We start from the raw sequence: 12,462 nt of genomic DNA, 5'->3' as shown, positions 1-12,462 counted from the left end.
GGACGGCTGGACTGCCGGAAAGAAGTCAGGGATCTAACCTTCCCAACGTTCGGCGACCAATTCAGCCAAGTCAACCACCCGCTGACTGTAGCCCCACTCATTGTCGTACCAAGCCAAAACCTTCACCATGTCGCCATCCATCACCAGCGTCAAGCTGGAATCCAGAATCGAAGAAGCATCACTTCCGCGATAGTCGCATGAAACTAAAGGCAAATCGTTGTACTCCAAAATCCCTTTCATGGAGCCTTCGGCGGCTTCTTTGAAAACTTGATTTACTTGCTCGGTAAAAGTCTTTTTCTCTACCTGAGCCACAAAATCAACTACCGACACATTAGGAGTCGGGACGCGCATGGCGATACCATTTAACTTGCCCTTCAATTCTGGAATCACCAAAGCCACAGCTTGTGCTGCTCCGGTAGAAGTCGGCACAATATTCATTGCTGCCGCCCGGGCCCGCCGCAAGTCGCGGTGGCTAGCATCCAGCAAGCGCTGGTCGCCAGTATAGCTGTGGGTAGTGGTCATCATGCCTTTGACGATGCCAAAATTTTCGTGCAGCACTTTCAGTACAGGAGCCAGACAGTTGGTAGTACAGCTAGCATTGCTGATGACTGTGTAGTCACTGTGCTTGTAGTTGTGGTGGTTGACTCCCATCACATAAGTGCCAACTTCAGAACCCTTGCCGGGAGCGGTAATTAGCACTTTTTTAGCGCCGGCAGTGATATGCTTCGATGCACCAGCTTGGTCAACGAAGACGCCGGTTGATTCAATAATCAGATCAATACCCCAATCTTTCCAAGGCAAGTTTAGCGGGTTGCGATCGCTCACGCATTTAACTGTCTTCCCATTTAGGGTAATGGAATTTTCATCCGCACTGATGTCCACATTCTTCAACGTTCCCATCATGGAATCGTATCTGAGCAAGTGAGCATTACTTCTGGGATCGGAAGTGTCATTAATAGCTACCAACTCTAGCTGGCTGTTTTCTCTGCCCAGCCAGCAGCGCGCAAAACTGCGCCCGATACGTCCAAAACCATTGATCGCGACTCGAATCACTTTAGTACCTCCTAACGATGGCAGCCCCTAGCTCAGGCTTAAATTTTGGAAAAATTTAAGAATTGACTTTTGACATTCTCACCGGACTAAAGCCACGGTGATTCCCAAACCTCACGATTTGAGTTTCTGCTTCATCGCAACTGCCTCCACCCACAAGGAGTTTTCTGGTCTTATGTTCGCTCCACAGACTAACCCCGCTAGCCCAGCGGTTTTTATGCGTCGAATACCTAAAAGGAATTCTTATCTGTTGTTTTGATTCCAGGGATGTTTACCATTGCCCTATCCTCTTTTCCCGGTCTACCGATTTGTCTGCGCCGCCAGTTGTACTGGACTTCGCTCGTTAGGCTGTCTGAATCCATCGTCGCGGGTGGGTCATTGACCAAACTATAGTTTAATATAAAGCGGTCTTAAAACGACGGGGTTTCCGCCCACCTTTCTGATGACACCAGATCATATCGCAAAGCTCGATCCTTTCTAACTTTTTGTGTTTATCAAAAAACCTGAACTTTTCTAGAAGGCTGAAATTGCAAGGCAGAAGGCATTAGGCTTTCTGCTGCTGCTTACTGATGTTACAAAGTAAACGATTTCTTAGAATATTCGGGTAAATCATTGTAGAACCTGGTAATATGGTTGGAAAACGCAAAAATACCCCCTAGCGATGACCAGATATGTCACACCACGAGAAGCTTGCAAAATCTTGCAAGTCTCAGACAAAACCCTTAGAAACTGGGAACTTGTCGGCAAAATATCAGCAATCAGAACTCCCTCTAACCAGCGACGCTATGATATCGACAGCGTTCTCGGAACCGGACATGACCGAGTTACAGCCATCTACGCCAGGGTCAGCAGCTACAAACAGCGCGAAGACCTTGATAGGCAAGTCAGTTACCTCCAAAGCCTCTATCCGCAAGCTAAAGTCTTTAAAGACATCGGAGGCGGACTCAACTTCAAAAGAAAAGCGCTTCTTGCCCTTCTGGGACAAGTCATGTCAGGAGATATCTCAGCAGTTGTGGTCGGACACCAAGACAGACTGTGCCGGTTTGGTGGCGACCTTATCAAATGGATCTGCGAGCAAAACAATTGCCAACTCATGGTTCTCAGCAGAAACGAGTTGTCTCCAGAACGAGAAATGGTTGAAGATGTGCGACATGAAGTCGTGCGATTAGTGGAATCTGTTCCACAAGAACTGAGGAGCCTTCTTCTCCAGGAAATTCTTTCTTCCTGTTCCCATGTAAAAGGGTCATAGAGACCCCGCCAGTGTTCAGAGTAAGTAATGAAATGGGCATTAAGCAAGGCACAGAAGCTTAATATACTCTTAGCCTAAAAGGGTAAATCAAGCGAGGGAAAGTCTCATGAGGGTTAACGAAAGTGAATCTTCCTAAGTTCCGTTATCCATTAAGATGTGAAATCAGGCTGATACACATCAACCAAAAGGTAAGTAGAGCGGTAGTTAGATGTCTTCAATAACTACGGAAGAACTAAGCCTCTACCGGAATATAGAAGGAACCCAAATGAGACGGATGTTCAACGCACGAAACATGGTAAGCCCTATGGGTTCTCATCCTTATGAGTAAACCAACCGCAAGGAAGGTGAAAACCTAGAGGGTAAAGGAGGTTGGAGAAAGCAAACGCTCTTGTGTAATGCAAGAGATAAGGGTTCAAAATTTGCCCCGAATCGAAAGATTGCAAACTTCCAACTGGTCTTAAACGATAAAACACTGTAAAGAATCCAAACCAAGATGGAAGATAGAACCAGTAATGGTATCGGAATCACGGAACTCAATTCAGAATGGGCAAACCTTAACTGGAAGTCCATTAAGAAGAATGTTAGGAAACTAAGACAGCGAATTTATCGGGCAACCCAGAACAAAGAGTGGAATAAGGTTAGAAACCTTATGAAACTTATGCTACGGAGTTATTCTAACCTGCAATTGTCTGTAAGACGAGTTACTCAGGAGAATCGGGGGAAGGGAACGCCAGGTATTGATGACCAGACAATTCTTAACCCAGCACAAAGAATACAACTAATCCAAGAAATGGGAAATTATACTCCTTGGAAGGCAATTCCAACCAAAAGAGTTTACATACCTAAATCCGACGGTAAGAAAAGACCTTTGGGCATTCCGACTATCAAAGACCGAGTATTACAGGCAATAGTTAAAAACTCTTACGAGCCGCATTTTGAATCTAAGTTTGAAGCTAATTCGTATGGCTTTAGACCAGGTAGAAGTACCAATGACGCAATAGAGCAATGCTTCAGTCGTCTACAAAAAGGTAAAGACACATGGGTTCTTGATGCCGATATCAAAGGAGCTTTTGACAACATTAACCACGACTTCATCCTCGACGCAATCAAAGAGCTTCCAGGAAAAGAGCTAATTAAACAATGGTTAAAGGCAGGTTACGTTGAAGCTGAGGTATTCAACCCTACAACTAGCGGAACCCCCCAAGGTGGCATAATAAGCCCCCTACTGGCGAACATTGCACTAGACGGATTGGATAAGCTTCTTACGAAGTACACAAAAATATCCACCCAAATCCGAAAAAGTGGTAAGAGACAGGGGCAGCAAGAGAACGTAAAATCACCAAAATACGGATTTATCCGATATGCTGATGATTTTCTAATCACCGCTAGAACCGAGGAAGATACTAAAGCAGTAGTGCCTATAGTCGAGGACTGGTTGAAAGAAAGAGGACTGACTTTAAACCAAGACAAAACCACTATCGCCTAGATAGGTACAGGAATTAACTTTCTTGGGTTTAATCTACGACAGTATAAAGGAAAACTATTAACCAAGCCTCAAAAGGAAAAAGTTTTAGCATTCCTTCAAGAACTGCGTGACTGGTTGAGAGTAAATAAAAGCCTTCCACAAGATGTCGTAATAACACATCTCAATCAACAGCTAATCGGATGGGCTAACTACTACAGAGCGGGGGTGAGTAAAGAAACATTCTCTTACGTTGACCACATGGTTCACAAAATGCTGTGGGCATGGGCAATCAGGAGACACCTGAAAAAGGGTAAAGAGTGGGTGAAGAATAAATACTTCCGCGAATTAAAAGGGAAGGAATGGAACTTCACAACAGAGGTGCCAGACAGACATGGAAAACCCAAAATAGTATCTGTAAGAAAAATTTCTCAGATACCAATTATACGCCATATCAAAGTCAAAGACACCTCATCACCCGATGACCCCACCCTAGCCAAATACTGGGAACAACGGCGAACCTCCACCGGAAAAATTCGATGGGATAAAAAGTCCAAATACTTTAAAGTCGCTGAAAACCAGAAATGGAAATGCCCAGTATGTGGCGAAAATCTGTTCAACGGAGAAGAACTACATCTTCATCACATAACGAAAGTTAAAGATGGAGGTACAGAAGATGAGGTCAATCTCGTCCATGTACACAAAGCCTGTCATATACACATACACACAGGTAAGCAATCTGGAAAGCCATAGGCTTGAGCCCTATGATGCGTAAGTATCAAGTACGGTTCTTAGGGGAGGGGGATATGGTGACATATGCCTCCTTACCCGACATCCTTGCCATCATCCACGTCTTTAGCAGCCGACTCTATGGTTTGCGAAAATACAAATCTGCTATCAAAGAAGATTCGAGTTTACCCGGAAACCAAGCTAGCAGCGAAGTGGAGGAGTTGGATTGCAGCAAGTAGATGGTGTTACAATCAAGCAATTGCTATCCTGAAAGATGAAAAAATTGGTAAGTATGGCTTAAGGAAGAAAATAATGGACTCAGCCCCTAGTTGGGTGTCTGAACAACCTTACAATCCGCGTCAAATGGCAGTGTTCCAAGCTTTTGAAGCACACAAAGCAGCTAAAAAGACAAAAGGAACGGCAAAATTTAGAAGCCGTTTCGACGCATCTGAGACTATCCGATTTCAAACGTCCAATTGGAAACTAGGAACTTTTTACCCACTTTCTACTAAGGAACTAACATTCAAGTCATCGGAGCCCATTATCGAGGTAATGCAGCACGAACCGACACTTAGCTTGATTAACAGGCAATGGTTTATTTGCTATGCAATTGATGTACCAAAAATCAAGCCAATTGAGAGCGATTTAGTTATTGCTTTAGATCCGGGTGTCAGAACTTTTCTTACTGGTTTTGATGGTAGTGACTTCATCGAAATAGGAAAAAACGATATCGGTCGTATCTATCGCCTAGCAAGGCATCTAGACAAATTAATGTCCCGTATTGGAGTAAGTAAAGGGAGAGAGTTCAAGCGACTAAGGTATTGCCTGCGAAAATCAGCAGCCCCAATCAGGAGCAAGATTAAAAACTTGGTCAATGAACTACACAAGAAAGCTGCAAAATATTTGACAAGCAAGTACAAGTTAATTTTCTTGCCAACCTTTGAGACACAACAAATGGTCAAAAAAGGCAAACGCAGGTTGGCGACTAAAACGGCTAGAGCGATGGTTACGTTGAGCCATTATCGCTTTAAACAAACGTTGAAGCATCAAGCTACCAAGCATGGTGGTGTTGTAGTAGACGTGACAGAAGAGTACACATCGAAAATCTGTTCCAAATGTGGACACGTTCATTCTAAATTAGGCGGGTCTAAAATATTTAAATGTCCAAAGTGCGGACACACTCTGGACAGGGACAAAAATGGCGCTTTCAATATTTTATTGAAAGCTTTGAGAGATACCTCCTTGATAGGAGAGCTTGCTGCTTTTTCTATCTTGCCATACACGGTGATTCCTGGCTTAGTTCGGGATTTACCGGGTTAAATGTATCTGGTAAAGCTGATGGGCTGCAATATAAGTCCCGACAACTTCCGGGACTAAGTAGCGGAGGTCGAGCCTTTCGGCGCAGCAGCGGCGGATGTGGCTGGACGAAATCTCGATCGCACGCATGGACAGCACTTCCCAGCGAATTTCCACGTCCACAAGAGCCATTTGTTCGGCAACTCGTCGGCCCACAGCAGTCGCCTGAACCTGCATCCTGTCTCCCCCGGAATCGAGGGGTTTTCCACCCGGATAATCTCCCCACTCGGACAGTCCCCCACTCTCCTTGCTTTCTGCTGTCACTCGATCTCCGTGAGTCGGACGTGGGGCCACCAACCAGTCGCACAACCGGGCAATTTCGGCGCACCGGTGCCATTTGGGAAGAGTAAGGAGTGCGTCACTACCAATAATCCAGTACCAGCGATGATCGCCGGGATACAATTTTTGCAAATACAGCAGGGTGTCGATCGCAAAACAACTGCCTCTGGGATTGGCCGACCGCGGCGAAATTACGAAGTCTGGGCGATCGGCGATCGCCAGAGCAAGCATTTCCCGCCGCTGCTCAAAACTTGCCAAATCCGGGCGCTCTTTGTGAGGAGGAGAGCGATCCGGTACCCAAATGACTCGATCGAGAGCAAATTGACTCGCAGCCGTTTCGGCTACCAACACGTGACCCCAGTGAACCGGGTCAAAAGTCCCCCCCAAAACCGCTATTTTCCCCATATTTCCCCCAAATCAGGATTAATACAGACATCGCGCCAATTTTCTGTTTATACGCTTTTAACCATAAGCTCGTTTATGAGAAAACCCTCGCTTTACATCGGCGACAAACCCCTAGACGACCCTAGTTTCGACGATCGTCCTGGACGCTGAAACCGGTTTTTTCAACCCCCTTAATTCGTCCAAACCTTCAATAAGACTTAAAAAACCCGCTTCTGAGCGTCGGAGTGGTTTCGGGACTGGATGATTAACCTTGCCAATATTAATCCCAACTTGTTTCTCGTTTTGCGATCGACCGCCTGAGCATTCGTTTGTGGGCTACCGAAAAAGTTTTGACGGTAGATATACTTAGCGCACTGGTAAAAATTTTAAGGACTGCCAAGAGCGTCGATCGGCTTCTCGATCAAAACCAATGATTTGGTTTGATCTATGGCTTTGCGACTATTTCGACAAACTGCATAACTTGTATATATACAATAAAGTCAGAATATATACTATAGCTGCGATCGTGTCAATCTCTCACTTTCAAGAAAAAATGACCGTAGGAGTAGATAAATGACTACAAAATGAGCGAAATTTTGTTGTTCGTGGTAGTGTTTGTAAATCCTTATGGGTTTTACCCTCAATCTTGGTAGAAAGGTTGTGGGGCTTTTGCTGCCGTATCCCAGCACAGCAGGCGGATAGAAATAGAAAGAATGCAGGAGTATGCAACCACCCAAAATTAGTCTATTGGCCCCGACCCCAGACCCCGTTTTCTGTTACCTGCAATTTTCGAGCTGTGACTGTTCCGGAAAACTACTCGGTACTAAGTCATATAGGATACAAGACAAACATCTCTACAAGTCCCTCAAATCTAGGGACACGCAGAGAATTTTGTACAAAATCTCTAGCGAACTGTATCCTGAAAAAACAATTCTTGATATGATATCGCGTGTTATTGGCGTGGTGTGGTGTGTGAGGAGCAAAGATGCCGAGTTCTGTTGATTTTAGCGGTAGACCATTTCATTTCATCGGCATTGGTGGGATTGGGATGTCAGCCCTTGCCTACATTCTAGCTAAACGCAAGTTGCCTGTGTACGGCTCGGACATTAAATCGAGTCACATAACCGAGCGCTTGCAAGGAATGGGAGCTCATATTTTTTGGAGTCAAGACGCCAGCAATTTTGAATTATTTGAAACGGCCCTTAACGGTAGCAGTCCCGACTGCGGGCAACAGGAAAGAGCAGTATCCTCGATAGTCGCGGGTACGGTAGGAACTTCTGTCGCGACAGCCGAAGCTGTCCAATTTAACGGCAACGGTTCAAGCGCCCAAGCAATTCCGGGATTGCCTCAAGTAGTATGTTCGACGGCTATTCACCCAGCCAATGCCGAATATCGAGCTGCTTTAGATTTGGGCTGTCCGATTTTTCATCGATCGGATGTGTTGGCAGCGTTAATTCAAGATTACCAAAGCATAGCCGTAGCCGGGACTCACGGCAAAACTACTACTAGCAGCTTAATCGGCTTCATGCTGATGGCTGCGGGTCTAGACCCGACGATCGTAGTAGGAGGCGAGGTAAATGCTTGGGAAGGCAATGCCCGTTTGGGGGAAGGCCCCTACTTAGTGGCCGAGGCTGATGAATCCGACGGTTCTCTCGTTAAGCTAGTAGCCAAAATTGGCATAGTAACGAACGTGGAACTGGATCATCCAGACCATTACGATACCCTTGACCAGGTAATAGACACATTTAAGGTGTTTGCCCAAAACTGTCAAACCTTGGTGGGCTGCATTGACGACCAAATCGTCAAAGATTCCCTTCAGCCTAATGTCAGTTATAGCTTGCAGCCGGACAGCGGTGCTGACTACACGGCATCGGGCGTGGAGTACGGGGCCGAAAGTACCAAGGCCCGAATTTGGGAGCGAGGAGCTTTCCTGGGGGAAATGGAGTTGAAGTTGCTGGGTACACACAATCTCAGCAATGCACTAGCTGCGGTAGCAGTAGGCCGATTGTTGGGGTTAGAGTTTTCGGCGATTGCCAAAGCGATTGCTGGCTTTGAAGGAGCTCGTCGCCGTTTTGAGGTGCGGGGTTTTCACAATGACATCCTGTTTGTGGACGACTACGCTCACCATCCTAGCGAAATTCGTGTCACCTTGGCGGCCGCTCGCTTGCGTATCGAAGGTAGCGAAAAAAATCCCAAATCCCGAAGAGTGGTTGCAATTTTTCAACCCCACCGTTACAGCCGGACTCTGACATTTTTGCCAGAATTTGCTCAATCTTTTGGGGATGCTGATTTGGTTGTGGCTTGCGATATTTATAGTGCTGGGGAACCAAATTTAGGAGAGATTAGCGGGCAGCAGGTTGCTGATTTGATTGCTAAAGAAGGCCGAGAGGTTGAGTTTGCGCCTTCCCTAGAGTCAGTCACTCAGTTTTTAACCCAAAATCTGCAACCGGGGGATTTGGCTCTGTTTTTGGGCGCTGGTAATCTGAATCAGATTATTCCAGAGGTTATGGCTTTTTATCAAGAAGCCGATCGCCCCGATTAGCTCGCGAACAGAGTAGAGTCGATCGACATTATGGCGTTGCACTTTGTGTCGAAACTTCTGTCGGACGGCTCGCTCAAAGGGGCGACATAAGTTAGCTAAATGGATTTTCAACCCTGTCTTCGAGCGAAGGTATTTTTAAGGATTTTCAAGATGGTGACTATCTCGAATGACTCCTCTGTTAAGGACAATCGGCGAGTGTATTCTCCTATTTCTTTGCGGGGAACTGATTGCAAGATTAACTCCCAAGTTTCGCTGGCGGGCCTGACTTCCTTCCGAGTCGGTGGCCCTGCCGAGTGGTATGTTGCTCCCCGCAGTATGGAGGCTTTGCAAGCGAGTTTTGCTTGGGCACACGATGAAGGGGTGCCTGTGACTCTGCTGGGTGCGGGTTCTAATTTGTTGGTGAGCGATCGGGGTTTGTCCGGTTTGGTCGTCGGCACTCGCTACCTCAAACAGGTGAATTTTAACCCAGAAACAGGTCAAGTTACGGCGGGGGCGGGGGAGTCAATTCCCCGCCTTGCTTGGTTGGCGGCTAAACGGGGCTGGAAAGGTCTAGAATGGGCAGTCGGCATACCGGGTACCGTGGGAGGGGCTGTGGTGATGAATGCAGGCGCTCACAGAGGCTGTACTGCTGATATTCTAGTCAATGCTCGCGTCCTATCCCCCGGTGGTAAGGTGGAAATTCTGACTCCCCAAGAGTTGGAGTACCGCTACCGGACTTCGGTGCTGCAAGGGGGCGATCGGCTAGTAACAGAAGCGACTTTTCAGTTACAGCCGGGATTCGACCGATCGCAAGTAATGGCAGAAACTAATGACCATTTCAGCCAGCGGCGGACAACTCAACCTTACCACTTACCGAGCTGTGGCTCAGTCTTCCGTAACCCTGGCCCCAAGACGGCAGGTTGGTTCATCGAACAAGCGGGACTGAAGGGATATCAGATCGGCGGTGCACAAGTAGCTCAGCGCCATGCTAATTTTATTCTTAACTGCGGGTCGGCAACGGCCAATGATATTTTTCAAGTGATCCGCCACGTTCAACAGCAAGTCGAGCAGCGGTGGTCGCTGTTGTTGGAGCCAGAAGTTAGAATACTGGGAGAGTTTCCCTTCTAAGGCATCATTGAAGTAATACGGAAACGGCAGACTGCCAGCCCACACACCATCACAAAGTAGTTGTCAAGAACCTCAGCCCTGACGGCATGAGGCTTGAAAGAGAAATCTAACAAGCCATCTTGACCCGCCTAAGTCTTAACTGACTACGTTTTTTGAGTCACGACACCGGGCGAATGCGAAGCTAGTTCCCTGCTCTGTCGCTAGTAGTTAAACAGTTCTCAGGTAACAGGAACAGTGCTCCTAGCCTAACAAGCTCAGAAAACATTGGCAAAGCTAACTTTACCCCAGAAATGGGAGATTGAGGACAACCATATCCTCACGGGGGGCAACTACCCCCCTACCCCGCAAGGGGATTAAAATTAAATGTAAAGCCGTCCTGTAAGGACGGGGTTTCAGACCAGAGGAATTTTGATGACAAAATCAGGACAAGGATTTGGCTTCGGCCTGGGCAAAATGAAAGAACTGACTGAAGCTTTCAAAAAAGCTCAGCAGGTTCAAGAAGGAGCTAAAAAGCTCCAAGAAGAGTTGGATGTCATGGAAATTGAGGGAACTGCCGGCGGTGGCTTGGTCAAGGTTTTTCTCAGCGGCAACCAAGAACCCCGCCGCGTGGAAATCTCACCGGATGCCCTCGGTGAAGGTGCTGATGTGGTTTCTGAACTCGTCACGGTGGCGATGCAGGATGCTTACGCTAAGTCTACGATGACGATGCGGGAGAAAATGGAAGAACTCACCGGTGGACTAAATCTCCCCGGTTTCGGTTAGTCATTAGTCATCAGTCAATTGTTGACTGATTAAACTTTCTGGAAAACCGCTACAGTAAGGTGCGTCGCTGCTCCATGTTTGATGGAACTTGCAGATTGACTCTGAAAGCGACGCACCCTACAAATTAGCGATGGTAAGGTGCGTCGCGGCTCCATGTTTGATGGAACAACTTGCAGATTGACTCTGAAAGCGACGCACCCTACAAATTAGCTACAAATTAGCACTGTTGACGGTTGACTGACTAATAACTAATAACTCATAACTAATCACTACTAACTAATGACTAAATTATTATTTGTCTGCCTCGGAAATATCTGCCGATCGCCCTCAGCAGAAAATATTATGAATCACTTAATCGAACAAGCTGGTTTGAGCGATCGCATCACCTGCGATTCGGCTGGAACTGCTAGCTATCACATTGGCAGCCCCCCTGACAGGCGGATGGCATTGGCGGCGAAGAAGCGAGACATTGAATTGCTAGGCGAAGCCCGCCAATTTACCAGGAAAGATTTTGAAAATTTTGATTTGATTCTGGCTATGGATCGGGACAATTATCGCAATATTCTTGCCTTGGATGCGGCTGGAAAGTATAAAGATAAAGTGCGACTGATGTGCGATTTTTGCCAGAAATACGACCTTAAAGAAGTGCCAGATCCTTACTACGGTGGCCCGGAGGGATTCGATCGAGTAATTGATTTGCTGCACGATGCTGCCGAGGGTTTGTTGGAGTACGTTATCAATCAGGAAAAATTAACAATTACCAATTAACAGTTACCAATTACCAATTACCGACTAAATGGTGTTCCATCGCAAAGCGAACGAGTTCTGCACGGTTGTTGCTGTCAGTTTTTCTGAACAAGCTGCTGACGTGCTTTTCGACAGTTCGAGGGCTGAGGTGGAGTGTGGAGCCTATTTGAATATTAGAAAGACCTTCTGTCAGCAAATCTAGCACTTGTCGCTCTCGCTGAGTCAAAGTCGGAGCATTTTGGCTGGGAGATGCCCGTGAAGCGGAGCTATCTCGTAGGGAATCGCCTGTGTTTGACTTTTGAGTTAAAAAATCTGCTTCTGGCTTGTCATTGGCTCTGCTGCGTGCCTCTGTTGGCATTGGTTCGGGTTCCGGGGAACGAGAGGGGGCCTGAGCGATTAGAGCGTAGCGATCGAGCAAAGAGCGAATTACCGCCCCCAATTCTTGGAGTTCAAAAGGCTTAGCCAGATAATTGTCACACCCCATCTGATAGCCGCGAATCCGTTCCTCCGTGCTCGTGCGTTCGGTCAAAAAAATCACCGGCAGCAAGCGGAAAGCGGGACGAGTCCGAACTCGCCGTACAAATTCGTAGCCATCCATTTCGGGCATTGTAATGTCGGTAACAATCAAGTGGGGCCCAAATTCATCTACCAAGCCTAAAGCTTCTTTGCCGTTCTCAGCAGCGATTACAGAGTATCCGGTAATTTCTAGATAATCGGTAATCGACAAGCGAGTCGCGAAATCGTCGTCAGCAACCAGAATCGTTAATGGCATGGGGGAATTAAAAATTAAACATT

At 46.8% G+C, this 12,462-nt stretch carries 11 protein-coding genes and 1 pseudogene; 9 read left to right on the top strand and 3 right to left on the bottom strand.

What is annotated here, in order from left to right; genetic code table 11:
* Positions 1-33 precede the first annotated feature (33 nt).
* On the bottom strand, positions 34-1,053 hold the full coding sequence (locus QT984_RS10575) for a type I glyceraldehyde-3-phosphate dehydrogenase (RefSeq protein WP_333057138.1): 1,020 nt from the start codon (positions 1,051-1,053) through the stop codon (positions 34-36).
* A 658-nt stretch (positions 1,054-1,711) separates the two neighbouring features.
* On the opposite strand from QT984_RS10575, the gene QT984_RS10570 reads away from it, so the two are divergent.
* The 5 genes and pseudogenes from QT984_RS10570 (at position 1,712) to QT984_RS10545 (ending at position 5,810) form a co-directional block, all read left to right on the top strand.
* Positions 1,712-2,299: an IS607 family transposase gene (locus tag QT984_RS10570; protein ID WP_333057139.1), complete on the top strand. Its 588-nt coding sequence runs from the start codon at positions 1,712-1,714 to the stop codon at positions 2,297-2,299.
* 493 nt (positions 2,300-2,792) lie between these two features.
* The gene (locus QT984_RS10565; RefSeq protein ID WP_333273462.1) at positions 2,793-3,785 is read left to right on the top strand and encodes a reverse transcriptase domain-containing protein; all 993 of its coding nucleotides are present in this window, start codon (positions 2,793-2,795) and stop codon (positions 3,783-3,785) included.
* Positions 3,786-4,514, top strand: a complete 729-nt coding sequence (locus QT984_RS10560; protein WP_333373969.1) for a group II intron maturase-specific domain-containing protein — start codon at positions 3,786-3,788, stop codon at positions 4,512-4,514. It abuts the gene before it with no gap.
* 77 nt (positions 4,515-4,591) lie between these two features.
* Positions 4,592-4,693 (top strand): annotated as a pseudogene (locus tag QT984_RS10555) (IS607 family transposase); the annotation flags it as partial.
* 22 nt (positions 4,694-4,715) lie between these two features.
* Positions 4,716-5,810 (top strand): transposase, encoded by a 1,095-nt coding sequence (locus QT984_RS10545; protein WP_333342664.1) that lies wholly within the window; start codon positions 4,716-4,718, stop codon positions 5,808-5,810.
* Here the strand turns inward: QT984_RS10545 and nadD are convergent.
* Positions 5,799-6,530 carry a nicotinate (nicotinamide) nucleotide adenylyltransferase gene (gene nadD, locus QT984_RS10540; RefSeq protein ID WP_333057141.1) on the bottom strand — a complete coding sequence of 244 codons (732 nt, stop codon included), beginning with the start codon at positions 6,528-6,530 and terminating at the stop codon, positions 5,799-5,801. The genes QT984_RS10545 and nadD overlap by 12 nt on opposite strands.
* A 964-nt stretch (positions 6,531-7,494) precedes the next feature.
* Between nadD and murC the strand changes: the two genes are divergently transcribed.
* The 4 genes from murC (at position 7,495) to QT984_RS10520 (ending at position 11,688) form a co-directional block, all read left to right on the top strand.
* A complete protein-coding gene (gene murC / locus QT984_RS10535; protein ID WP_333057142.1) occupies positions 7,495-9,051 on the top strand; it encodes a UDP-N-acetylmuramate--L-alanine ligase in 1,557 nt (518 codons plus the stop codon).
* A gap of 150 nt (positions 9,052-9,201) precedes the next feature.
* Entirely contained in the window at positions 9,202-10,158 is a 957-nt protein-coding gene (gene murB, locus QT984_RS10530) for a UDP-N-acetylmuramate dehydrogenase (protein ID WP_333057143.1), read from the top strand.
* 411 nt (positions 10,159-10,569) lie between these two features.
* Positions 10,570-10,920, top strand: a complete 351-nt coding sequence (locus QT984_RS10525; protein ID WP_006634273.1) for a YbaB/EbfC family nucleoid-associated protein — start codon at positions 10,570-10,572, stop codon at positions 10,918-10,920.
* 279 nt (positions 10,921-11,199) lie between these two features.
* Positions 11,200-11,688, top strand: coding sequence for a low molecular weight protein-tyrosine-phosphatase (locus QT984_RS10520; protein WP_333208657.1), 489 nt, complete (start codon positions 11,200-11,202; stop codon positions 11,686-11,688).
* Positions 11,689-11,698: 10 nt separating this feature from the next.
* On the opposite strand, the gene QT984_RS10515 is transcribed toward QT984_RS10520, so the two are convergent.
* Entirely contained in the window at positions 11,699-12,439 is a 741-nt protein-coding gene (locus QT984_RS10515; RefSeq protein WP_333057147.1) for a response regulator transcription factor, read from the bottom strand.
* Positions 12,440-12,462 lie beyond the last annotated feature (23 nt).

Origin of the sequence: Microcoleus sp. Z1_B2 (genome assembly GCF_036700325.1) — a bacterium.
Taxonomy (GTDB): Bacteria; Cyanobacteriota; Cyanobacteriia; order Cyanobacteriales; family Microcoleaceae; genus Microcoleus.
The sequence above is the reverse complement of the archived record's forward strand: the minus strand, read 5'-3'. Positions and strand labels throughout refer to the sequence as shown.